The sequence below is a fragment of the Streptomyces sp. NPDC001220 genome (assembly GCF_053597895.1).
The window spans coordinates 145,883-169,269 of the sequence record NZ_JBSFJE010000020.1 but is presented as its reverse complement, the minus strand read 5'-3'; the positions used below and the strand labels follow the sequence as shown (position 1 = coordinate 169,269).

Annotated in this window: 15 protein-coding genes and 2 pseudogenes; 15 read left to right on the top strand and 2 right to left on the bottom strand. The window is 61.2% G+C overall.

The genetic code is table 11. From position 1 onward, the window contains the following. Positions 1-39: 39 nt before the first annotated feature. Both ACWDGI_RS37410 and ACWDGI_RS37405 read left to right on the top strand, forming a co-directional pair. Positions 40-420 (top strand): annotated as a pseudogene (locus ACWDGI_RS37410) (transposase); the annotation flags it as partial. 109 nt (positions 421-529) lie between these two features. Further along, complete coding sequence (locus ACWDGI_RS37405) at positions 530-1,252, top strand: SMI1/KNR4 family protein (protein WP_450766920.1); 723 nt, start codon at positions 530-532, stop codon at positions 1,250-1,252. Positions 1,253-1,305: 53 nt separating this feature from the next. On the opposite strand, the gene ACWDGI_RS37400 is transcribed toward ACWDGI_RS37405, so the two are convergent. Then, entirely contained in the window at positions 1,306-2,541 is a 1,236-nt protein-coding gene (locus tag ACWDGI_RS37400) for an IS110 family transposase (RefSeq protein WP_450766918.1), read from the bottom strand. A 406-nt stretch (positions 2,542-2,947) separates the two neighbouring features. Between ACWDGI_RS37400 and ACWDGI_RS37395 the strand changes: the two are divergent. Beyond that, a pseudogene (locus ACWDGI_RS37395) lies at positions 2,948-3,853 on the top strand (IS256 family transposase); the annotation flags it as partial. A gap of 322 nt (positions 3,854-4,175) precedes the next feature. Here ACWDGI_RS37395 and ACWDGI_RS37390 read toward each other — a convergent pair. After that, entirely contained in the window at positions 4,176-5,447 is a 1,272-nt protein-coding gene (locus ACWDGI_RS37390; protein WP_450766916.1) for an MFS transporter, read from the bottom strand. A 951-nt stretch (positions 5,448-6,398) separates the two neighbouring features. On the opposite strand from ACWDGI_RS37390, the gene ACWDGI_RS37385 reads away from it, so the two are divergent. From ACWDGI_RS37385 to ACWDGI_RS37330, 12 genes are all read left to right on the top strand, one after another. Then, positions 6,399-7,214: an aspartate 1-decarboxylase gene (locus ACWDGI_RS37385; RefSeq protein ID WP_450766914.1), complete on the top strand. Its 816-nt coding sequence runs from the start codon at positions 6,399-6,401 to the stop codon at positions 7,212-7,214. A gap of 41 nt (positions 7,215-7,255) precedes the next feature. Further along, positions 7,256-7,948, top strand: coding sequence for a methyltransferase (locus tag ACWDGI_RS37380; protein WP_450766912.1), 693 nt, complete (start codon positions 7,256-7,258; stop codon positions 7,946-7,948). A 120-nt stretch (positions 7,949-8,068) separates the two neighbouring features. Continuing rightward, a complete protein-coding gene (locus tag ACWDGI_RS37375) occupies positions 8,069-9,346 on the top strand; it encodes an ATP-grasp domain-containing protein (protein WP_450766910.1) in 1,278 nt (425 codons plus the stop codon). Continuing rightward, on the top strand, positions 9,346-10,689 hold the full coding sequence (locus ACWDGI_RS37370; protein ID WP_450766908.1) for a preATP grasp domain-containing protein: 1,344 nt from the start codon (positions 9,346-9,348) through the stop codon (positions 10,687-10,689). Before ACWDGI_RS37375 ends, ACWDGI_RS37370 begins: the two co-directional genes overlap by 1 nt. 474 nt (positions 10,690-11,163) lie before the next feature. Further along, positions 11,164-12,474 carry an ATP-grasp domain-containing protein gene (locus tag ACWDGI_RS37365; protein WP_450766906.1) on the top strand — a complete coding sequence of 437 codons (1,311 nt, stop codon included), beginning with the start codon at positions 11,164-11,166 and terminating at the stop codon, positions 12,472-12,474. Between the two features lie 220 nt (positions 12,475-12,694). Further along, complete coding sequence (locus ACWDGI_RS37360) at positions 12,695-14,632, top strand: condensation domain-containing protein (RefSeq protein ID WP_450766904.1); 1,938 nt, start codon at positions 12,695-12,697, stop codon at positions 14,630-14,632. Then, positions 14,629-16,347, top strand: a complete 1,719-nt coding sequence (locus tag ACWDGI_RS37355) for an amino acid adenylation domain-containing protein (protein WP_450766902.1) — start codon at positions 14,629-14,631, stop codon at positions 16,345-16,347. Before ACWDGI_RS37360 ends, ACWDGI_RS37355 begins: the two co-directional genes overlap by 4 nt. Positions 16,348-16,414: 67 nt before the next feature. Next, entirely contained in the window at positions 16,415-17,998 is a 1,584-nt protein-coding gene (gene cmdF, locus ACWDGI_RS37350) for a tyrosine 2,3-aminomutase (RefSeq protein ID WP_450766900.1), read from the top strand. Positions 17,999-18,091: 93 nt separating this feature from the next. After that, positions 18,092-19,444: a serine hydrolase domain-containing protein gene (locus tag ACWDGI_RS37345; RefSeq protein WP_450766898.1), complete on the top strand. Its 1,353-nt coding sequence runs from the start codon at positions 18,092-18,094 to the stop codon at positions 19,442-19,444. 177 nt (positions 19,445-19,621) lie between these two features. Further along, entirely contained in the window at positions 19,622-20,926 is a 1,305-nt protein-coding gene (locus tag ACWDGI_RS37340; RefSeq protein ID WP_450766896.1) for a trans-sulfuration enzyme family protein, read from the top strand. Beyond that, positions 20,923-22,011, top strand: coding sequence for an OsmC family protein (locus ACWDGI_RS37335; RefSeq protein WP_450766894.1), 1,089 nt, complete (start codon positions 20,923-20,925; stop codon positions 22,009-22,011). The genes ACWDGI_RS37340 and ACWDGI_RS37335 overlap by 4 nt, the downstream gene beginning before the upstream one ends. Continuing rightward, a complete protein-coding gene (locus tag ACWDGI_RS37330) occupies positions 21,968-23,356 on the top strand; it encodes a lysine N(6)-hydroxylase/L-ornithine N(5)-oxygenase family protein (RefSeq protein ID WP_450766893.1) in 1,389 nt (462 codons plus the stop codon). Before ACWDGI_RS37335 ends, ACWDGI_RS37330 begins: the two co-directional genes overlap by 44 nt. Positions 23,357-23,387: the final 31 nt, after the last annotated feature.

The following is a 23,387-nucleotide window of genomic DNA, read 5'->3' as shown; positions in this document are numbered from 1 at the left end:
CGGTGAGTGGTGTAACTCCCGAGCTGGAAGCGACAGTTGATGACTGACGTGACGAGTGATACCGAGGCCGGGAAGGCCGCTGCGAGCGGGACAGGCGCCGTGGATGACGGGCTGGTCGCCGAGTTGGTTGCCCGGGCTCAGGCCGGTGGCGTGAAGCTCACCGGGGAGGGCGGCCTCCTGCAGCAGCTGACCAAGCGGGTGCTGGAGTCCGCGCTGGAGGGTGAGCTCACTGATTATCTGGGGCACGAGCCCGGTGAGCGGGCCGAGGGCGGTCGGGAGAACTACCGTAACGGGCACCGGTCCAAGACGGTGATCACCGAGTCGGGGCCGGTCGAGATCGCGGTGCCGCGGGACAGGGCCGGATCGTTCGAACCGCAGCTGGTCAGGAAGCGGCAGCGGCGTCTGGGCGGCGTGGACGAGACATCTCATGTCGTTGGCGGGTCAAGTCGATCCGTGAACGAGCACGAGGCTGGGCGGCTCGTACCTCCCGCGCGGTCGGGAGGTCGAGAGAGGCGGTAACGTCCCCGGCATGCTGGATGGCCTTGACGTGTCGGTGGTGCTGCGAGGCGGGGTGCAAACTCGCTCGCAAGCGTGGGACTTCGTGCGCTGGTACGCCGATGCATGGATGGGTTGCCCCCTGCGGTTGGAAGACGGGTGCGCCGAGCAGGAGTTGGCGGCTGCGGAGGCTGATCTGGGCTTCGAGCTTCCTGCTGCCCTGCGTGAGGGGTTTGAGCTCTTCGGCCGACGGGACGACCTGACCCGACAGCAGGACCCTCTGGTCCGGCCGACTGAGCTCTACGTCGATGACGCCTTGAACGGTGTTCTGATCTTCCGGCGCGAGAACCAGGACTGCGCGTACTGGGGGATTCCGCTGGACGCGATCGAGCAGGAGGATCCGCCGGTGGTGGTGGAAGCACGCGAGGGCTGGATTCCCTTCCTCGATCGGATGTCCTTGGCCTGGGTGGAACTCGTGCTGAGCGAGTCGCTCTTCGGGGCGGACAGCCACTCCGACGCCTGCGAGCTCCCGGACGCGCTGGTGCCGAGCCTCCACGCTCGCTATGCGCGGGTGGACCTGCCTGACCATCCCATGTGGGCGAGCAAGGACGACTCGCCGGTGCGCTGGTACGCGGCTCCGGGTCGGCTGATGCGCCGGGACGGCATCGAGGACCAGTCGTGGATTCACGTGCGTGGTCGCACGCCTGCCGATCTCGAAACCATTCGTGCTGAGCTTCCTGGGCCGTGGGTCTGCTGACCGCGCGCTCGTCAACGACGCGGGCAGGTGCGTCGTGCAGGTCGAACGGGTCGCTATGCGGCCAGCGCGAGGGAGCGTCCGAAAGCGCGCTCGGGGTCGTAGAGCGTGCGCGCCTGCAAGCAGTGGTAGAGGCAGCCCAGGAGCTTGTTGAACAGGTTCCGGAGGGCTGCGGTGTGTCGCTCACCGGTGTCCCGGCGGCGGTCGTAGTGGGTACGTGGCTCTGCCGATCGCAGGGCAGCGAAGGCCCACATGTAGCCGACGGCGGCCAGACGCCGGTTCTTGACGGTGCGAGCGACCACGACGCGGCTACGACCTGAAGCACGCGTCACCGGTGCGGCGCCGGCGTAGGCCTTGAGGGCCTTGGCATCGGTGAAGCGCGTGCGGTCGTCGCCGATCTCGGCCAGCACCCGCGCACCGGACATGACCGACAGGCCAGGCAGGCTAGTGATGATCTGAGCGTCCGGGTGGGACAGGAAGGCTGCCTCGGTGGCGTCGGCGAGGTCGTCGCCGCTCCTGCAGGCGGCATTGAGCTGCTGCAGGAGGGCCGTGGTTTGGTGGCCCATGGCCTGCTCTACCAGCGGCAGCTGCCGCATCTGCTCCGAACGGAAGACCTCCCGCAGGCGTTCGACCTCCTCGTCGAGCGAGCGGCGTAGGCGGCCGGCCCGGTTCAGCAGCGCGCGGAACTGGCTTCGGGTGAGCTTGGCAGCGTCGGCCGGGGTTGGTGCCGCGGCCAGCACAGCGCGGGCATGAGCGGAGTCCAGGCCAAGCTTGCCGCTGCCGTGGAAGGCCATGAGCGCGGCCGGGTAGTACTCGCGCAGGTGGGAGCGGAGCCGGTTGACCAGCTGTCCCTTGTCCCAGATCGCGTCCTGGTGGGCGCGGGCGAGCACGGCGATGGCCTGGCCGAGCTCGCTGTCGGCGGGCAGCGGGCGGTGAGTCCTGATGTCGGTACGCAGGATGTTGGCCAGGACGCGGGCGTCGGCGGCGTCAGACTTCGCGCGGGAGACGCTGCCGCGGTCCCGGTAGCGGGCCGCGGCCAGCGGGTTGATCGCATAGACCTTGCGGCCGGTGGCGCGCAGGCAGGCGACCAGCAGGCCCCGGGGCGTCTCGATTGCCACGGGGATTGGATCCTCGGGGCAGTCGCCGTGGCGAGCCAGCAGTTCCAGCAGGGCGTGGAAGCCTGCACTGTCGTCGCTGATCCGCAGTTTGGCCACCTGGTCGCCGGCCTCGTCGACCAGCGCTATGTCGTGGTGGCTCTCCGCCCAGTCGATGCCGCAGAACATCCTGGTCATCGTTCCCTCTCTCCTCGCTCGTCGGCGCATGTGCGCGAGTCCGTGCGGAGCACGCGGCGCTCTAATAGAAGTGCTCGTGGCACGCCATCTCATGAGCCGTTCGTGTCTCCAGCGACCGGCAGGGACCTCGGTCTACTGGAGAGCTCTCGGCTCGCGAACGTCTGAGAGGTCGGCCCCTGTCGGCGGGCTGAGGACATGAAACCGCCGCAGCAAGCGGCGCCGGGCAGGGTCTGTCTCGTCTCGGGGATCACGTCCCGAATGGTCCTCAGGCCTCCGCCAGGCGACGCCGCCGTGGATGTGGCCGGTCTAGCCCTGGGGATCTTCGTCCCGGAACGGCGGTAGGCCTGCATCGCACGGGTCGGGAGCCCTTGCACTCTCACGCACGGGCCCACCGACGAGCTATTAGATGGTCCTGTCTCTGTCGGCGAAAGGGCTCACGCACGGGGAGATCTCCGCGCATCTCGCGGAGGTGTACGGCGCGGAAGTTTCCAAGTCCATGATCTCCACGATCACCGACAGCGTGATGGCCGGCATGACGGAATGGCAGAACCGTCCGCTGGACAGCGTCTATCCGGTCGTCTTCATCGACTGTGTGAACGTGAAGGTCAGGGACGGGCAGGTCGCCAACCGGCCCGTCTACATGGCGGTCGCGGTCACCGCCGAGGGACACCGGGACACCCTGGGCCTGTGGATCGGTGACGGCGGGGAGGGCGCGAAGTACTGGTAGCAGGTCCTGACCGAGATCAAGAACCGCGGCGCGGCCGATGTCCTGATGCTGGTCTGCGACGGCCTGACCGGCCTCCCGGACGCCGTGAATACCGTCTGGCCTGCGACGATCGTCCAGACCTGTGTCGTTCACCTGCTGAGGAACAGCTTCCGTTACGCGGCCCGGCAGGACTGGGAGAAGATCGCGAAGGCGCTCAGGCCCGTCTACACCGCGCCGACCGAGGAGGCCGCGCTGGAGCGGTTCGTGGAGTTCACCGATGCCTGGGGCGGGAAGTATCCGGCGATCGTCCGGCTCTGGGAGGCGGCCTGGGCGGAGTTCGTGCCCTTCCTCCGGTTCGACGTGGAGATCCGCAAGATCGTCTGCACTACCAACGCGATTGAGAGCATCAACGCACGGATCCGCAAGGCCGTCCGGGCCCGGGGGCACTTCCCCACTGACCAGGCCGCCCTCAAGTGCGTCTACCTGGCCGTCGTGAGCCTGGACCCGACCGGCACCGGACGCAAACGCTGGACCATGCGCTGGAAGGCCGCACTCCAAGCCTTCGACATCACCTTCGACGGCCGGCTCACCGCCGGACGCCGCTGAACAAAACCGACCGAGTTCCACCGTTCGCTACACAGACCCGACTCCCGGCACCAGTCCCTCAGTGCATCAACAATGGCGCACTCTCATCCGTACGAGGTGGTGCACGTCCACCCCAGCCCATCGAGCCGGTCACGCACCCATATCGCCGTCGTGCCGCCCGAGTTGCTCGCCCGGGCAATCTGCCAGTCAGAGACGGGACCTGCTCACCCGAACGGTGGCGAAGGGACAACGGGCCTCGCAAGCTGCATAGATCGGCGGAACTACCCGAGCATGCCCGTTGATCTTGCTGCCGCACTGGCAAACTCTCCCTGGCGGAGCCAAGCTAAGACTCAGCCTGCGTTGAGCCTGCCTTCGGCTCTGCCGGCAATCGGGACGCGAAGACGCACGCAAACCGCACAACCACGACGGTGATCGCGATCAGGGTGAACGTCTCTCTTCCACCCAGCCCTTCGAGGAGCGCAACTGCAAACAAGTAGCCGAAGGGGCGCAACGCGATGGAGCCCAACCAGTCGTAGGACGAGACTCGCGCCACGACCGTCGGCTTGAGATGAGTTTGCAATGTAGTGTGCCAGAGCGAATCGGGGAACGAAACGGCGATACCAAAGGGGATAGCCGCGACCACAATTACAGGCGTCGGTGCGCTGATTGCCATGGCGATGGGCAGGCCGGCCTGCAACATCTCGACAAACTTTGAGACGACGAGCGGCTTGTGGACCGTGGTGCGTACCGCCAGAAGGTCACCGATGATCATGCCGATGCTGATGGCCGAGACGACCGCCCCCCATGCTGCTGGGCCTCGTCCCTCCGCCAACGTCGTGACCGGGCCCAACACGAGGAGGAGTGCAACCGTCAGGTTACCGATCATGAACGAAGTGATCCCCGACCAAATCCATGAGCGGCCGACAACCTCGCCGAATCCCTCACGCAGTTCGCGGACGAAGCCCTTCCGGCCTTTGCCGACGGCAACAGGTGGAAGATCACGCAGCCTCGTCAGCAGGACAGCGCTGACGATGAATGTCAGTGCATCGAAGACAAGCGCGACCCCCGCCAGGCCGCCGATCACGAGCAGACTGGCCAGCATCGGCCCGATGCTGAGCGAGACGCTCCTACTCAACGACAGCAGAGCGTTGGCTTGTTGCCGCTGCTCGGCCGGCACGGTCTGCGCAGTCAGCCCGTTGACGCTTGGAAAGTAGAAGGCCAGCGCCGTACCCGTGGCGAACTGGGAGCAGGCAGCGATCGCCAGGTTGAAGAAACCCGTGATCAACATGGTTCCGACGACGAGCTGCGCCACTGCACATACGAGGTTGCTCAGCAGCATGACGCGGTGACGAGGAAGGCGGTCAGCGACAACGCCTCCGACAAGAAGGAAGAGCACGGTTGGGATGCTTCGGGCCGCTAGCAGGGTGCCCACGTCGCCACTGGAACCGGTGAGTTCAAGCACGCCAACCGACAGGGCGACCGGGCTCAGCGCGCTACCGAACTCAGAGCTTGCTTGCGCAGTGAGCTGGGAGCGAAATTGGCTGATTCGCAGCACCGCCAGATTCTTGCGTAGCCCGGCTGAACGCCGTCGCCCCTGATGCTCTGCGGTGGTCACCGAGTCCCCTCCCAGATCGCTCTACTAGTTACCCTGCTCCGCGCCCCGTTCCGCAACACGCCCGGCGATGATCACAGCAGGACGCCGCTCCAGATCGTTTCCGACCGAGCCGATGCGTTAGGGACTGCGCACAGCACTCGGCCGCGACGACTCGGCCGTTAGGAGGAGCGATTTCGACGTGCTGAACCCCAACGCGGTTGGCTCGCTGAGCCAGGTCGGCAACCCAACGCGAGAGCAGGCGCAATGCCCGCTGCCAGACACGGTGCAGCAGCGAGAGTCGATCATGCGGACTCGCGCACGCTACCCATGGCTCCGAATTGACGTCAAGGAACGCGAAGCCGGATTTGACTAGTTAAGAACCTTGCGATGAAGGGCGGTTGACACCAACTCGAATGTCCCGATTGCGCGCTATAAACCGTATGGAATCAGGCGAAGTAGGCATACTGCCTCAACTGCTGGGGGCTTTTCGGATGGGAAAGTTGCAGGTACCTTGAGGGCGGCTCGGTGCTTGTCGCCCATCGCCAACTACGGCTCTCAACAGGGGAGTTGCACGCTCATGCTGTCGGGGCACCTCTTTGTTTCGGATGGTTTAGACGCCCAGCCCTGCAGAAATAATGAGATGGACGACTCCTGCCTCGGTTGGTCAGTGTGAAGAACAACGGAAGGACTGCCGATCGCCCCCTAGGCCCAACCGGCAGGAGTGTGCTTTGCTCACGCCTTTTGGGTTTTCGCGCGGTGACCTGGCCATGTTGGATGAGCGCTCACCGAGCGACGCGCGATGCCGCGATCAGCGGGTTCATTGTCGACCTACCACCCATCACGTCGATTGGTTCGGCATGGGCCACCCGCTGGAGCCTCAACGGACATAACGCCCTGAATCATGTGAGATCGAGCATGTGAATTCCCCGCCATGTTTACATTTCCCGGCGACTCAAATGGAGGAGTCCTATCATGGAAACCATCACGCCTTGCAAGCGCAGCGCTATTCACAACCTTCGGATCGACATCGGCGGCTCCAACCCCGACCGTAAGGCGGAGAACGGCATAAACGAGGGTTTGGCGCTTCCGGAGGCGCTTCGGATCGCCAGTGATATCGCAATCGGCGAGGCCGTCATCGTCGCTCGCATCCAGGGCGATAACCTGCAGAACCGGGTTCGCACTTTTGTCGTACCCGCCACGAGTGAAGCGGTCGAGGCCCGTGGAAGCCTTGGGCATTTCCTCGCCGAAGGTGATCTTGTATGCGTTATCTCCGAGACACGACTCGATGAAGCCGGTCAGCGGCTGCACCAGTCCGGCGACCTGCACATTGTCGACTACGGCATCGTTCCGGGCGACGACTTCCATGGCGGAACTCTCAAACACGAGCGCCTGGGCCGGCCGGATGAAGAGGAGAAAATCTCCAACGAGGACTCCGCGCTGCGTGAATCTCTGATGCCCCGGATCATGCTGCGCAACCTGATCACCAATCTAGTCGTCAATGACACGAATGAGAACTGTCTCCTGGGAAGCGCCGAAATTCCCGGAGGCCTCATGGACCAGGTTGGCATGTCTCGCCACACCATGGTGACCGTGTTCAACGCATCGTCCGGAGGTTGTACGGAGACGTACGCCGTGCCCATGCCACCCGGTGTTGTCATGACGACCGGCGCGATGGCCGGCTTCGCGCCTATCGGCACCCGTGTTCACGTCGCGTCGTACGCGCTGGGCGACCGCACGTTGAGCTCATCGGTCCTGGACACAGACGGCAACGAAGCCGTCTCTTCCTGACCGCCCTCACTCGGCCTGCCACCCACGCGGAAGAGGTAGCTATGCCAACTGACACTCCCAAAGGCCCGGATGACCGACTCGGCGTCAACTCATGGGAGGTGCGGGAGGAGCAGGAAGTTCCTTTCCTTGGCAGAACATGGAAACTGCTCCCAAGCGTCTACCCGATGCAGCGGGTCAGGTCGAGTGAGTTCTTCTGGGAACAGCTCGCTGCGATGGGACCTGTGAACCGATTCCTCGACATGGGATGCGGATCTGGCGCCTTCTCGGTCCTTGCGCTTCAAACAAAGGTCTGCCGTGCAGCAACGGCTGTCGACATCAATCCGGCAGCAGTCGAGAATACCCAGATCAATGCACGGCGTCATGGCGTCCAGGATGGACTGACGGCCCTTCGAGGGGATCTTTACGATCCACTCGAAAAAGACGACCGCTTTGATCTTATTTTCTGGAACTCTCCGGGAGTGTACATCGAAGAGGACGCTTCACTGTCTGCGCATGAGCGTTCGATTTTCGATCCTGGGTATGCGACCCATATTCGCTACATCGCGGAGGGGTCGAACCGATTGACTGACTCTGGCCGCTTGACGCTGGGCTTCTGCGGGAAGGGGAATCTTCCCCTGCTCGAGGGAAAGGCGTCTGCGGCCGGTTTTGCAAGCGTGATCGTCGCGAAGGACAATCAGGGCAACCATCCTCACTGGTTGCTGGAGTTCAAGGCGCAGGAGCACCGCCCCGGCTAGTCGCAAGGTGTGAGACGCCGAGGGCCCGTCGTATTCCTGAATCATCTCGGCGTCTCACACTCGCAACGAATCAGAAGTTCCACCGCTCGCGCTTGATCGACAAGAATGGAGACTTATCAGTTGAAGAACCTTCTGCTCGTTCATTTCAAGAACGAGAACAGGCGGCGGCATCTACAAGCCCTTGCCGGTTTTTGCATTGCAAAAGACTGGAATCTCATAATTCTGATGCGTGGCGCAACTTGGGAGCATGAACTTGCACATCAAGTAATCGATGCCGACACCTCCAGTGAGGACTTGACCGTAGCTGCGCTGCATTCTTGGTGTTCCACCTCGAGTGAAATTATCGACGGAGTGTTCACCTTTGTCGAGTACGCGGTTCCGCTTGCATCGCGCATTGCTTCCGAGTGGAAGTTACCTCACATCTCGCATGCGGCATCTCGTCGATGCCGTGACAAGTTCGCGATGCGCAAGGCCCTTGCGGCCGGCGGGGTTCGACAGCCGCGTTTTGCTCTGGCCGCAGACTGCGATGAGGCCATCACCATTGCAGATGACATCGGTTTTCCGGTGGTTGTGAAGCCTGTTATCGGCGCCGCCAGCATGTGGGTGCGCCGTTTTGACTCAGCCGAGGAGCTTCGCAAAGACTTCGCGTCGCTCCAGCGGTATGGCTGGGAAGACCTGAAGAACGATCCACTGTGTCATAGGTTGCGAGAAGAGTACGGCGATGCAGTGCTCGTCGAGGAGTACATCGACGGCTACGAGCTGAGTTATGAAGCACTCGTCGTGGATGGCGAGGTCCATCCAGTGGCAATACATCGCAAGCCTCTTCCGATGACTGGGCCCTATTTCCTCGAGTACTACTACCGCACTCCTGCTGGGCTCTCCCCCGAGCTGGAACGACAGGTCCATGATCAGGTGGGGCGTGCCATTGGCTCCCTTGGGGTATCGCTTGGGGCCACACACACTGAAGTACGCATTAGCGGCCACACGGTCTTCTTGGTCGAAGTGGGCGCTCGCGTGGGCGGCATGGGCGTTTATCAATCCGTGTACGAGGCGACGGGAATCGACATGATCACTTCCGCCGCCTCGCTCGCAATGGGTGAAAAACCTGATGTTGAACTCAGGCATGCAGGCAAGCACGTCGGCTTTTGCTATTTCTTTCCGAAGCGATCGGGATACGTGAAAGAAGTCAAGGGGGAAGACCTTGCACGCGAGCTGAACGGCGTGGTCATGATGGATATGTACTGCAACAAAGGTGACTTCGTCACAGCGCCACCGCTAGCGAAGCAAGGAGTGGGTCTGGCTCTCTTCACTGCAGCGTCAACAGATGAGCTGGACAGAACATACCATGCGCTCCAAGCAGCCATAGACATCACAGTCGAGTTGGAGGTAAATGACTGATGGGCATCAAACTTCTTCTTCTCAACATTCGCGTTGACTTGCCCAAGGACTTGTCTCTGGGAGATTCCTTTCCCATCGCGAAATCCACAGCGCGGTCACTTTGGCACATGACGGAGGACTGCATAATTGTCTGCCCGTACCAGGTTGAAGTCGATTACATCAACCAGGTCACGGGCACATTGGGCATTGATCCAGAGTCGATCCGAATCATATTCGCCGAGTCGCTCCTGTGGGACGATGTGCTGATGAGTGAGCGAATATGGACCGATATCGAGGCCGCCCGCAAGGAGCTGGGCGGAGAAATCGTCAACGTCGAGTCATGTTTTCACACTCGCGGCGTAATCGAGCTCAAGAGAAAAATATTCGGCGGTGACCTGAGCGCGTCGGATGCCTTCCTCGCCGAGGGCGGCAATGAGCTTTTCAATCGAAAAGTGGTCTTCCGGAAGCTCGCTGCAGGACAAGGCATTCCTCTTCCGGAAGGCAGGGTCGTGCAGGGGGCAGCGGCGCTGCATGAGGCGGTTCTCGAGTTGATGCCCATCACAGGCACGGTGATCATCAAGCGAGACAACGCTTATGCAGGCCTGGGGAATGTGGCCATCTCCAGTGAGGCTCCACGTCCGCTTCAGGGAGTCAACAAGGGGTACACCGAGAAGAACCCCACTCGTGAATTCATTGAGTCTATCTACTCGGACATGCTGATGCTCGGGTCCGAGGTCCTCATCGTGGAGGCCTACTACGACTTCACGAGCGCGTTCTTCTTCGAGTACTTTATCGAGGAGGATGGGAAGGCTCGACTTCTACAGTCATATGACATGAAGCACCGACCCGCCGGCGGGCCGGATGAATGGTGGCGCATGGACTGGATGGGTCTTCAGATGCCGGCCAACCTGCCCCTCGACAAGCAGGAGATCGTGCGCAAGCATTCCGAGAAGATGTTCCGCCTGGCAGCAGACATGGGGTATCGCGGCTACATCCACCTCGACGGCATCCAGCTCCACGATGGGCGCATTCTGTTCAATGAAACGAATGCGCGCTGGAGCGGTGGGACGGTGCTGCATAAGATCGGTTCTCGCCTTCTCGGCGCAAACTACGAGAACAGCCACCTCGCGTCTTATCGGCTTTTGCCGACGGCATCGGCGTCGGTTTTGTACCCCTGCTTTACGGAGAGTGAACTGCAGTTCTCACACGAAACGGAGTCCGGCAACGTGCTTGTTGTGTGCGACCCCGAGGTATCCAGCGAGACCGAGGCGCTGGTGATTGGTCAGTCCCGAAAGACTGTGCTCAGTGGCGAGCGACGGCTCGTGGACTACATCCTGGAAGCCAACGCGAGCGCCACCAACTGAGCCTTCTCAGCCGCGGAGCGGGTGGTACCGGTGGTGTACGCAACGCAAGACTCGCGTCCCGGTGGTGGAGATCTTCGGAGTCTCAACCCACGGGCAGAAAAGCCGCGTTGGTTTCGCATTCTGCCGTATTGATCTGCTCCGGGTGGGAATCCCCCGTCATGGGCTCAGGGCCCGGAGAGGATCCTGGATCTGGTCGGCGATAGGGGAACTGCGGCCTGCAAGAAGCGCCCGCTGACTGGGTGTCAGCACTGGGTGGCTTAGACGAACCGATGCAATGCCCCCTTTCGGGAGCAGTGGCCTCATGGCTAAGCTGCCAGTGATCTTCAGGGGTGGGATTCGCGCCTGTGCGTAAGTGCGAACTGTCCATGAGACCGGTCAAGTACTGGCAAAGCAGGCGTGATTGCCAAGTGGGGGCCCCTGGCGGCACGCGCACTGGTCCCCATACTCATGAGTCAGCGACGCCACACACCATAAGTGCAGATTCCGGGCGATGAGGAATGGGGCAGAATGGGCTTTTCGGGTGCTGAGAGGTCTGGCAAACCCTTACTGGCACTGATTTACGATCTTGGAGCCGCAGACCCGGTCCGCATCTATGCCTCGGCCAAGCCTCTCTGCGACCTACTCTTCGTTTGTGACCGCAGCAGACCGCACGTGGCGGAGGCAATCAGCAGGATCGAGTCACTAGCACGTATTGTCGACATCACAGGCATGAACTCGGCAGAAGCTTGCGACGCAGTCGCCGCTCACGCCCCCTCCGGTGTACTCACGCTGAGCGAGCATCAGATCGTTCTCGCCGCAGCCATCGCAGAACACTGCGGCCTTACCTTCCACGATCCTGAGACCAGCCGGATCCTCACGGACAAGCTGCTGCAGCGTGAGGCGATGGCTGCGGCCGGAGTCCAAGCCACGCGCTGCGTTGGTGTGCGCACACCGCAAGAGGCCGCCGCGGCCGCGCTTCAGGTAGGTCTGCCTGCGGTGGTCAAACCGAGGAGCGGCGCGGGTAGTGTCAACACTTGCCGAGTTGATACGGCAGACCAATGCGCAAAGATCGTGACGGAGTTCCTCGCCTCGTCGCGCAACTCCGATGACTGCGAGTTCGTGGTCGAGGAGCTTCTGCTCGGCGACCCCTCTGCCGCTGGCGAGGGCTGGGGCGACTACGTCTCGGTTGAGTCCGTGACACAAAACGGGCATACGCAACTTGTCTGCATCACAGGGAAACTTCCCTTGGTGGAGCCCTTCCGGGAGGCGGGCTGCGTTCTGCCGGCCACCGTGTCCGGCGCTTTGGCTGAACAGATAGAAGAGATTGAGAGGGCCGCACTGCGCGCGATCGGCGTCCGGGACGGGGTGACTCACACGGAGATCAAACTAACCCCCCAAGGTCCGCGGGTCATCGAGGTCAACGGCCGACACGGTGGATACGTCGGCGACCTGCTGCAGCGCGGTGCAGGGTATGACCTGGTCCGAGCAGCCATCATGCTCGCGTTGAACAGAACTGTGCGCGTGCCCCGGATTCGCTGCCGGCAGGTGGTGTACCAGTACTTCATCGAGCCGCCGGTTGACGCTCAACGGCTTGTTTCGATCCAGGGCATGGACGAACTGGAGCAAGTCCCCGGCGTTGCCTACATGGAAGTGCTCGCAGAACCCGGCAGGAACGTGCACTGGAGCGAGGGCACAAGGGCTTATGTCGGGATCGTCTACGGCAGCGCCAGCGATCACGACGGAGTGAAGGACGCCGTCAAGGCAATCGATGACCGCTTGAAGATCAAGTACACGTACGCAGAATGATCGACAGAGTTGGTTCCCACACCGGGGACGGGCCACCGCCGCAACCACATACTCGGCCCGGCCGTTGGAGAGTCGCCGGCTACACGTCATGAACGCCTTGCGTACTGGGCTCCGGTCGTCGGGAGCCGCGTTCAACGGGGATGAGGCACACCCTTGAGCCTCATCGCTGGAAGAAGCCCGCTCCCCTGCCACAGGGGAGCGAAACCTAGGTGGAGGGGCCGTGGCAGAAGCGCGAGAAGCGGGTGATCCGGAGACAGCCGGTCTCCTGGCGGTTGAGCAGTTCGTGGAGCAACAGCCGGGCATCGACAAAGCTGTGGCAGTCCTCCATCTCGACAGTGACGACGAAGAGCGGCTTTGGATCTACGTAACCCTGAACGATCAGGAGGCGGCGCATACCACCGCGGAAGACCTCCAGGGGTCACTGGCGATTGGACTCTCCGAGTTCGCCGTGCCCGATTCGGTCGTTTTCCTTGAGGAGTTTCCGCGAGCCGACAACGGAGACATCGACAAAGCCCTGTTACCGATACCGCGCAGGAGCACGTTTGATCCCTCGGGTTCGGCGCGCGCCGAGTTGATCTTTCAGCTCGCCGCGTCAGTGTTCGGCGTCCCGTCGATCGAATCGGCCGACAACTTCTTCGATCTCGGGGGTACATCCCTCCTTGCCAGCAGGCTGGCGACATTGTTGCGTTCCCTACTCGACATCGAAGTGAGCGTCCGGGACATCATTGACGCCGAGAGCCTCGGATCGTTAGTCGAGGGCATCGAAACGAGGGGTGCAAAACCAAACAAAGCCGAGGCTCACACGCCCACTGCCCATAGCCTCGAGAACAAATCGCTACCCGGTCAGCAAAGCAGTGCCCGACGTCTGCTCGGACCGCTGGCGACGCACGCCCTATCCCAAGCGGTGACAGATCTGTTTCGCCGGCACGCGGCACTGCGCATGCTCCACCACGACGACGGCACCCTGCGTCAGGTGACAGTCGAAGGTCTCGGGCACCATGCAACGCTGACAACGATTCCTACCAGTACAGCGGAGTTCGCGAACCTACTGAAGAACGAGGTATCACGCCCTTTCGACCGACGCCTCGAACCGCCATTGCGTGCAGTGCTGTTCCAATTCGGCCCTGCGAATCACGTCCTCCTGCTCACGAACGATAAAACGGCATGCGACAAGGACTCCGCCCTCATCCTGTGGCGCGATCTGGGTCAGGCATACACGGCCCGTGCGGCAGGTCGTGCACCCGCCTGGGAACGGCTGCCGCTGCAGTACACCGACTACCTCAGTTGGCAGTCGCAGCACTCGGCATCGCTCCCACCCGCCCTTCAGAGACCGCAGCGCCCGATGGACTACTGGCGAACTGTCCTCAAGGACATGCCGCGCGAATTGGCCCTTCCCTATCGGAGTAAGAGTTCGACCCAGGCGCGACGCACCGCGCGTTCGATCGCACTGACGCTGCCTGATGACCTGCACGTAGGGCTGCGAACCATGGCGAGACGGAGCCAAGCAACGCCTCGCATGGTGCTCCAGACCGCACTGGCCGCGTTCCTTACGGGTCTGGGAGCCGGCTGCGATCTGCCTCTGGGAGCACGCAGCAACGGAAGGACACAATCTGCCTGGAACGGGATCGTGGGATCCCTCAGCAACGACCTGGTCCTCCGCGTCGACACATCAGGTGATCCGACCTTCACGGACCTGGTATCAAGGGTGAGAGATGTCGCACTGGCCGCAGACGCACATCGAGACGTGCCCTTCGCTCGGCTTGCCGCGGAGGTTCACCAAAGCGTGGGAGAGACGGGGCATGCGCTCTTCCAGGTAGCGCTCGACTTCAACCGAGATCACGGGGAAGAGATTGTGTTCCCCGGCATCGCGGTGACGGACCTTCAAGTCGACACGGACTTCGATCTCGACCTCCAATTCGACTTCATAGAGCACTATGCGCCGAACGGAGAGCCGAGTGGACTATCCGGAACACTCCGCTACGCGGCACAACTGTTCAGTGCCGAAACCGCCAGGCTCCTCGCGCAAGGGCTCATCCGCGCGCTGCAGTCAGCCATAGCCGGCCCGGAGCACCGAATAAGCGAACTGTCGATCGACGTTTCCGCAACCGGCGGTGACGCCCAGGGGAAAGCCAATGCCGACACTGAAGGGCAGCGATGACCGGACGACAGAACCTCATCGGCCCCTCACGCAGCACTGAAACACCGGCTGGGACAGAGACGTTGCCGCTATTGCACGAGCTTTTCCAGCAACGAGCCTGCGCTCAACCGGATGCACCCGCGCTAGACGGACTTTCGTATCGAGAACTCGATGCCTGGGCCGCACGCATTGCGCACGCTCTGAAAGAGACCGGAATCGAATACGGAAAGCCAATAGCGGTATGCCTTCCACCTGGCGGACCGCACGTCGCGGCGTTGTTGGGAATCCTCAAAGCCGGATGCTACTTCGTGCCAGTCAGCACAAGCGACTCTTTGGAACGGTGCGTGGAAATCCTGCGAGAAGTCCAGCCAGCCGGACTCTTGGGCGCAGCTGACTTACCCCGGGATGACTTAAATTCTTGGTTCCGTGGTACCGGATCCGGTGCCGTGGTAGCGGTATCACCTTGGGGTGAGGTCACGGTCAGTCCAGCTGAACCCGAAACCACCGATCACCACAAAGTCCCAGTTGATCCGGATGCGCCGGCTTACGTGGTCTACACCTCCGGAAGCACTGGCAAGCCGAAAGGGGTTGTGCAGTCACACAGCGCTCTGGCCCAACTGGTCTGCTGGATGGGCGCGGAATTCCGCATGGGTCCCGGACGTAGGATCGCTCAATGGGCGGCCACCAACTACGACGCCAGTATTTGTGAGGTCTTCGCCACACTCATCGCGGGCGGAACGCTGTGTCCGGTGCCCGATCACATACGTTTCGATGCCGGGCAGACGGCCGCGTGGCTCGCTGAACAACGGGTCAACCTGTTCCAGTCGGTGCCGAGCTTTGGTCGCGAGATTCTGCACGCTCTCAACTCCACGACTGCAGCTCCAGATTTGAGCGCAGTGGACCACATGCTGTTCGCGGGGGAGACCTTTCCCGGTGTCCTCGGTCAGGAGATGTCGAAGGCCGTTTCCGGTGTACGACTGATTAATCTGTACGGCCCGACCGAGACCATTCTGGCGACGTGGGCGGATGTCACGGATCACCTGGGCGATAATCCCGTGCCGGTAGGGAAAGCCATCCCCGGACGGGAGGTTCTGGTCCTAGATTCCACGGACACGCTGTGCCCACCCGGCACCACCGGCGAGATCGTGGTCTGCAGCGAGGTACTTCCCTCGCGCTACGTGGGTGTGGCCCCCTCAACGGGGCCTCGCTATGACACGATCAGGCGCCCGGCCGGCCACGCGGATGCCCCCGAGGTCCGCTGCTACCGCACCGGCGACCAGGGATGCTGGCGCGACGACGGTCTTCTCGAGTTTAGAGGACGACGCGACCGCCAGGTCAAGCTTCGAGGGATTCGCGTTGAACTCACCGCCATCGAGGACGCTTTGATCAGTCACCCGTCTGTTGTGGATTGCGTTGTGATTCCACAGGACGGACAGGACGAGCTGGTGGAGCAGCTCGTCGCCTACGTGGTCCCTGCGCAAGAAATACACTCCATCCGAACGTGGCGAGCCCATCTGAAAGAGCGACTCGGCGAGCAGTTCATTCCGTCGTCATTCGTGACGATGGCGGCGCTTCCCCGAAACGCCGGAGGGAAAATCGACACAAGCGCTCTCCCCGGCCTGGGAGAGTCGACCGGTGCTCGGAGAGCACCGAGAAGCGGCTCACGGGCAGCACGCTTCCGTGCCTGGTCCGGAGAGATTGCAACACCCTCAGAATCTGAAGGACGCCAGTCATAGACGCCCCGACCGTAGAGATCATCTGGACGAGCTATATCGCTACGTCCAATACACTTAAGGAGACGTTTTGCTTATCCGCGGCGAGAACCTCACCATCGACGATCTCTACGCAGTGGCCGTGGCTCGAGAAGAAGTTGAGCTCGACGTCGCACAGTTGAAGGTGGTTAGCGAGACGTGCGACCGACTCCAGCGCTGGGGAGCCGAGGGCCACCCTATCTACGGCGTGACCACAGGGTTCGGTGAGATGGTCTTCATGCGGATCCCTGCTCGCTTTGAGAAGCCCCTGCAGGAAAACCTGTTGCGCACTCATGCAGCGGGCGGCGGTCCCCTCTTTGCCGACGAGCTCGTTCGTGCTATCCAGGTGTCCCGCCTCAACTGTCTGATCAAGGGCTACTCAGGTATTGGCCCGGACACCCTGCGTCTCATGGGTGAATTCCTCAACCGCGGAATTCACCCAGTGGTACCCGAGCAGGGTTCGCTCGGAGCCAGTGGCGATCTGGCGCCGCTGTCCCATCTGGCGCTGCCGCTCATCGCGGCCGGCAAGGTTCGCTTCCGCGGCGAGACTCGTCCATCGGACGAAGTCCTGCGCGAAGAAGGTCTGGAACCGGTGAGCCTGGGTTACAAGGACGGCCTCGCCTTGATCAATGGCACCTCCGGCATGACCGGTGTGGCGGCTGTGTCCCTGGTCAGGGCACGGCGACTGCTGCGTCTTGCACTGTGGGCTTCGGCCGCATTCGTCCAGGTCATGCAAGGATCCACCCGAGCCTTCGACGAGCGCGGACATTCACTCAAGAACCACCGCGGACAGAGTAAGATCGCTCAAGTCATCACTGACCTGCTGGTAGGCAGCGAACTGACTCGTGAACACGAGCACGTCATGCGACTGATCAGCGAGGAGAGTGGCGGCAGCGGCGAAGTCACCCGGGGGAAAGAATATCTCCAGAACGCGTACACACTGCGCTGCATACCTCAAATCCTCGGCCCAGTCCTCGACTCCATGTCCTACTGTCGTCGTCTGGTGGAGGAGGAACTCAACTCCGCCAACGACAACCCGCTGATCTTTGAGTCCCCGGAGACGATCTTCCACGGCGGCCACTTCCACGGCCAGTACGTCGCCATGGCCAGTGACTATCTGAACATTGCCATTACGGAAATCGGTGTTCTGGCGGAGCGGCAGCTCAACCGCATTCTCGACCCGCACTTGAACAAGGCATACCCCGCCTTCCTAGCTCTGGGAGACGAAGGCCTCTTCTCAGGACTGCAGGGATCGCAGTACCTGGCCACGAGCATTGCCTCCGAGAACCTCGACCTGGCGGCCCCTGCCTCCATCAAGACGATCCCGTCAAACGGGCAGAACCAAGACGTGGTCAGCATGGGCCTCATCGCGGCCCGCAAGTCAGTGCGTCTCCTTGAAAACGTCAACACCATCGTCTCCGTTCTGGTCGCGGCCTGCTATCAGGCGGCCACGATCACCGGGATCAACAAGTTCAGCCCCTCCGTTCGGGGGCTGCTCGACCTCCTCGCAACCAAAGCTCCTGGATATCGAGACGACGAAGGCGTCGCCTCGGACTTCCTGGCTGTCATCCGCGAGACCGTACTCGACGAGCAGGTCGACGCACTGCTGCCCTCACTCGACATCCCCAGCGAATAGCCTCGTCAACGGACAACCGCCCGAGTTCTGAGTATCCCAGGAGACTGAACAGCGATGGTGAGTCAAGCGGTAGGAGAGAGTCCCCACGGCCCGATGCTCTCAAAGGAGGCAGAGCACCGTCTCACCGCTGCCGGGGAGGCGCTCGTATCCTCGGCGAAGGCCGAGAAGGTGCCCGGCGCATCTTGCGCCGCACTGGTCGAAGGGCACTGGCAAATCTCCCACTACGGCGTCGACGATCGCCAGACCGCACGGCCCCGCGACGAGACCTCGCGGCAACACGGCACCTGCCTCAACAAGGTTCTGATCGCCTACGTTGCCTTGATGCTCGTCGATCGAGGCCTCGTCACGCTGGATGAACCGCTGAACACCCTCCTTCCCGAAGCAGTCAGGCGCAGGGGAGACAAACATGTGGACATCACCCTGCGACAGTTGCTGTCACACTCCAGCGGGATAGACGAATCCTTCGAAGAGTGGGCTCCCGAACGCGCAATGGACGAAGCGCGCCGCGCACGACGCTTCGAGCAGTACTCGCAGATCGCTGAGCCTGGTGAAGTGTTCGTCTACTCCGACGCCGGCACCGCGATCGCGGCCTTGCTCATAGAGCGCCTTCTCGACGTGCCGTGGCGAGATGCTGTCAACACCATGCTGCTGCATCCGCTGGGTATCAAGGACATTCCCGACGGATCCAACCCCGCGTACTACAACGGCGCGGTGGCAACCGGTCACACGTGGGACGAGGCATCACAGACTTTCGAGCCTGCGCCCTCAAACTTGGGGCCGGCCATGGCCGACACGCTCGCCGAGCGGTCAACTTGCTTCACCATCGAGGAGATCGCAGTCCTGGCCGAGTTCGCGCTTGCGGACGGCGTCACGCGTCAGGGCGAGCGGCTGTTGTCTCTGGAACTGGCACGGGAGATGCACACGCCACAGATCGATGTGCCCGGACATCACCTGATCCACGCCTGGGGCCTGGGCTGGATGTTCTTCGACGAGGAGACCTTCGGTTTTGAGTCGGCAGGGGAGGGTCACGAGAACTTCGTACAGATCTTTCCTAAGCAACGTCAGGCGTTGGTAGTGATGGCGAATGCCTACCCAGCGCTGGTGCTGTACTACGACGTTGTTCGTGCACTTCAGGACGCCTCATGGAAGGATCGCGAGATCCAACGGGTGGAACCGAAGCTGTGCATCGGAACCTATGTATCCGACGGATACAAGCTAGTCGTAGCCCAAGGAACCAAGAATCTTCGCTACGAGTTCTTCGAGCGGGGGGCTGACGATAATTGGCAACACGCCGAAACTGGCGATCTCATACCATCCGGCACCGGGGGATTTGCCGCACGAATGGGCAAGCGCATGCGTCGGGGATCCGTGACACCCATCTGGACCGGGACCGAGCCCGAGCCAAAGTTCTTCCGGTTCGGACAGCGAGTGGTCCGGCGTGTTTGAACACCGACAACCCGTAGCGGTGCCGGCGGCCGGGTCTTCACAACAGGTGAGGTGCGGGGTTCAACGGCCGTCGGCCCGCCGTGCGGCCCGACAAAGACGGCGAGGGTGGCCCCTAGAGCTGGCATAACGAGCTCATAAGTCCGAGTTATTGCAGAAATAGTATACAATGGAGGTTGAATGTCCGAGCAGCGATCGGCACTTGGTTTTGAGCAAGGCCTCGCGCCAGAAGCGACATGGTTCAATGAATTGACGCGCAAACGCAGTTCTGGGCCGGTTTCGCCACACCACCGTGTACTGCCTCGAGGAACTTCCCCCGAAACGACAGCTGTTCATGCAGGCACCTACGAGGATCCGATAACAGGCAGCGTAGGCACCCCTATCTTTCAGTCGAGTACCTTTGTCCTCGACGACGCTAGCTACACGGCTTTTGAAGATGGCACCCTGCGAGATGTTCCGATCTACAGTCGTTACGGGAATCCTTCTCAATGGTCGGTACAGGAGAAGGTCGCTGCCCTGGAAGGCGCTGAGAGCGGACTGGTGACGGCGTCGGGAATGAGCGCCATCGCCAACACCATCTATGCCTTGACGAACGCAGGAAGCCACCTTATTTCGGCCTATGACGTCTATGGCGGGTCGTACAACCTCCTCCGAGAAGATCTGCCATCGGCCGGGCGCACCGTATCTTTCGTCGACCCCATGGACATCGCGGCCATCGAGGCGGCCATCAAGCCGGAAACCCAGCTCCTGTTCTTTGAGAGTCTCACCAACCCCATGCTGAAGGCCCCCAATATTCGGGAGCTCGTGAGAGTTGCGAAAGAAGCAGGAGCACTCCTGGTCATCGACAATACCTTCCTCACCCCGATCAACATGCAACCTCTTTCGCTCGGGGCTGACATTGTCTTGCACAGTGCGACAAAATACCTGGGAGGTCATAGCGATCTGACTGCAGGAGCAGTGGCAGGCCGTCGAAAGTATCTTGACCGAATATGGGCGCAGACGCTGCGATTCGGTGGAACTCTCGATCCATTCTGCTGCTTCCTCCTCGAACGCGGCATAAAGACTCTCCCTTTGCGGATAAAGGCGCAAAACGACAACGCCACCGAAATCGCGCGACGGCTCTCCGCGCATCCGCGTGTCCGTCGGGTTTACCATCCGTCGGTTGCCGGCTCACAGTACTCGGCACTTGATGCCAAGGCGTACGGCGGATTCGGCGGAATGGTGAGCTTCGAGATTGAAGGCGGGGACGACGCCGCGGAACGTTTTATGCGGAGACTTAAAATCCCCTATGTCGCCACCAGCCTGGGGGGCGTCGAATCTCTGGTCAGCATGCCGGCCAACACGTCACACAGCTCACTCACAGAGAAGCAGCGCTCCGCCATCGGAATCAATCCCGGCCTGGTGCGCTTTTCCGTTGGTATTGAAAATGTACACGACTTGCTCCAGGATTTGTACACCGCACTTGACGAGGGGGACGCCCGATGAGGAATAACTTCAATACCAGTGCTTTCAGTGAACTGGCATTCGAAATTCGCGATGATCCTGCAGAAGGCTGGTTCAGTTACGTGGGAAAGGCCAGCTTCTCCCCAGGGCGTGGCCTGTCCGCCCGTATCGGACCCGCCATGTTCGGGACCCTGAAGTCCGCACGCAAGTACTCCTTCGCAGTACACGACTACCTGGTCGGCCACGACTTCTGCGACGGCGAGGGGGGCTGCGAACTCTCGCCGGTTGAACTGGCTCTCACCGGGCTTGGTTCCTGCTCAATGAAAACCTTGATTGGTGGCGGCAGCGCCCGGGGAGTCACCTTCGAGTCGGTAGAAATGCTTGCCGCCCTAAACGAGCGAGGAACCATCGAGGCACCCACTCACAACGAAACCCGATATCGAGTCGACTGTCTGTTCCAAGTCGGTACCTCCTCTGAGCAATCACTCCTAATGGAGATGCTGGAGCAGGTACAGGAGTACAGCCCGAATCACCGCACCCTGACCGACCAAATTCCCCTCGCAGTGAACTATCAGGGAGACGACCTGCGGCAGGATGTTGAGAAGACAGATGCGACGAGTGCGACCCCTCTGATGTCTCCGGCCGTCGAGAGGCGTCTCGCCTGGATCACTGGACCACAGTTCGATTCGTGGACTCCTGGACGCACGTCGACTTCGCATTCCTTCATCGACTCACCCAAGCAGCTGACCGGAGCCGATTGGGGGCCCAATGCACAAGAATATCTACTCATGGGTCTCTCTGCGGATATCGCTGCGTATCTCAATTACTTCACCGTGAAGGAATTGGGAGGCAGCCAGGCCTGGGACATCACATCCACGGCACGTGTCGACGCAGCCGGAATGCTCGACACCGGTGAGTCGCTCGTCGGCCTGCAGGACACTGCATGCCACATCTCGTATCGGGGTAACGAATCTGCTCGCCCAGAGACCCTCCGCACGATCGTGGCCAAGGCCGTCAAAAGTTCCATCGTCCGCAGCCTCATATCCAATCCCACTCCGGTCGACGTCTCTTTGAAGAGCGGATATGACGACGCACCGGCACGCAGCATCGGGAGACGCGCTTCGTGAGCGGACAGGAACAACGCCAGGGGATGAGGGAAACTGGAGATGCAATGAAACAACGATTCCAGCGGAAGGCGTGTTTGCCGAAATGAGCCGGAGGCACTATGCACAAGTTCTAGGGATCGGTGCAGGCCCGGCAAACTTGAGCCTCGCGGCTTTGGCTGAACCGCTCGATGACCTTTCTGTCACGCTACTCGAATCCCGAGATTCCGTTTCCTGGCATCCCGGACTCCTGTGGAGCAGCTCGCGGCTTCAAATCGATGGTGCTAAAGATCTGGTTTCGCTTGTCGACCCGCGCAGTGAGTTCAGCTTCATGAACTTCCTGCACGAGGAAGGCAGGCTCTATCGCCACCTGATCGCAGCAAAAGAGTATGTTAGTCGAGCGGAATTCGACCAATATTTTGCATGGGCGGCCGCTCGGCTGGATGTGCGACTTGATACCGGCGTCATCTCAGTGAATCACGACGGTAAGTGTTTCGTCGTGGAAACCAGCGACGGAATCTGGGAAGCGGAAGATATCGTCGTTGGGGTCGGTCAAGTCCCATACGTGCCCGCCTGCGCGCGCGAAGCAATAGGAGAAGGCGCCTGGCATGCCGTTGACCATTTGCGATACGGCCTGCCGGTCGAAGGGAAACACGTTCTTCTCGTCGGAGGGGGACAGAGCAGCGCAGAAGTAGCTCTTGACCTGCTGTCCGGGAGGACCGGGCTACCTCGTGCATTGACGTGGGCAACAGGGCGAAAAGGACTTTCGCCCTTGGATGATTCCCCATTTTCGAACGAGTGGTTTAACCCTGCCTACGTTGACTACTTCTTCAAACTCGGTGAGGACCAGCGGAAATCACTTCTCGCATCGCAAAAAGGTGCCTATTTTGGAATCAGTAGAGATCTCCTTGATCGGCTGTATCGGCGTTTTTATGAACTTGACTATCTGGTTCAGGTCTCCTTTGTGCATCGCATCTTGACCGGCTTTGAAATGAAGAACCTGTCGGGTCGAGCCGGTGACTTCGATGCGGTTTTGCGAGACTATGTTTCGGGTGAAGAAGAGAGCGTCTTATGTGATCTCGTTGTCCTGGGAACCGGATTGGCGCGCAAGGTGCCTAGTTTTTTCGAGCCGCTCATTGGCGCCATATCATGCAACGGCAGCTCATATGAAGTAAGTGCTGACTTTCGAGTGGAACGGCGGGGGGGTGGAAGGGGTAGGATTTATGTCCAGAATGCTGCGCTCGAGACCCATGGGGTGGCTGACGCGAATATCAGTCTTGCCGCCTGGCGTAGCGCAAAGATAATAAACAGCATTCTTGGGAAAACGCACTATCGCGTGGACGGGGACGACATAGCCCACTGTTTGTGACTACTTTTTGGGCACTGATTCCTAGAGGGCG

What these genes read in the sequence shown, in the direction of transcription:
- ACWDGI_RS37335 (WP_450766894.1), top strand. Translation starts at nt 20,923, where the DNA reads ATGAGGAATAACTTCAATACCAGTGCTTTCAGTGAACTGGCATTCGAA.
- ACWDGI_RS37340 (WP_450766896.1), top strand. Translation starts at nt 19,622, where the DNA reads ATGTCCGAGCAGCGATCGGCACTTGGTTTTGAGCAAGGCCTCGCGCCA.
- ACWDGI_RS37355 (WP_450766902.1), top strand. Translation starts at nt 14,629, where the DNA reads ATGACCGGACGACAGAACCTCATCGGCCCCTCACGCAGCACTGAAACA.
- ACWDGI_RS37370 (WP_450766908.1), top strand. Translation starts at nt 9,346, where the DNA reads ATGGGCATCAAACTTCTTCTTCTCAACATTCGCGTTGACTTGCCCAAG.
- ACWDGI_RS37405 (WP_450766920.1), top strand. Translation starts at nt 530, where the DNA reads ATGCTGGATGGCCTTGACGTGTCGGTGGTGCTGCGAGGCGGGGTGCAA.
- ACWDGI_RS37380 (WP_450766912.1), top strand. Translation starts at nt 7,256, where the DNA reads ATGCCAACTGACACTCCCAAAGGCCCGGATGACCGACTCGGCGTCAAC.
- ACWDGI_RS37345 (WP_450766898.1), top strand. Translation starts at nt 18,092, where the DNA reads ATGCTCTCAAAGGAGGCAGAGCACCGTCTCACCGCTGCCGGGGAGGCG.
- ACWDGI_RS37400 (WP_450766918.1), bottom strand. Translation starts at nt 2,541, where the DNA reads ATGACCAGGATGTTCTGCGGCATCGACTGGGCGGAGAGCCACCACGAC.
- ACWDGI_RS37330 (WP_450766893.1), top strand. Translation starts at nt 21,968, where the DNA reads ATGACGACGCACCGGCACGCAGCATCGGGAGACGCGCTTCGTGAGCGG.
- ACWDGI_RS37385 (WP_450766914.1), top strand. Translation starts at nt 6,399, where the DNA reads ATGGAAACCATCACGCCTTGCAAGCGCAGCGCTATTCACAACCTTCGG.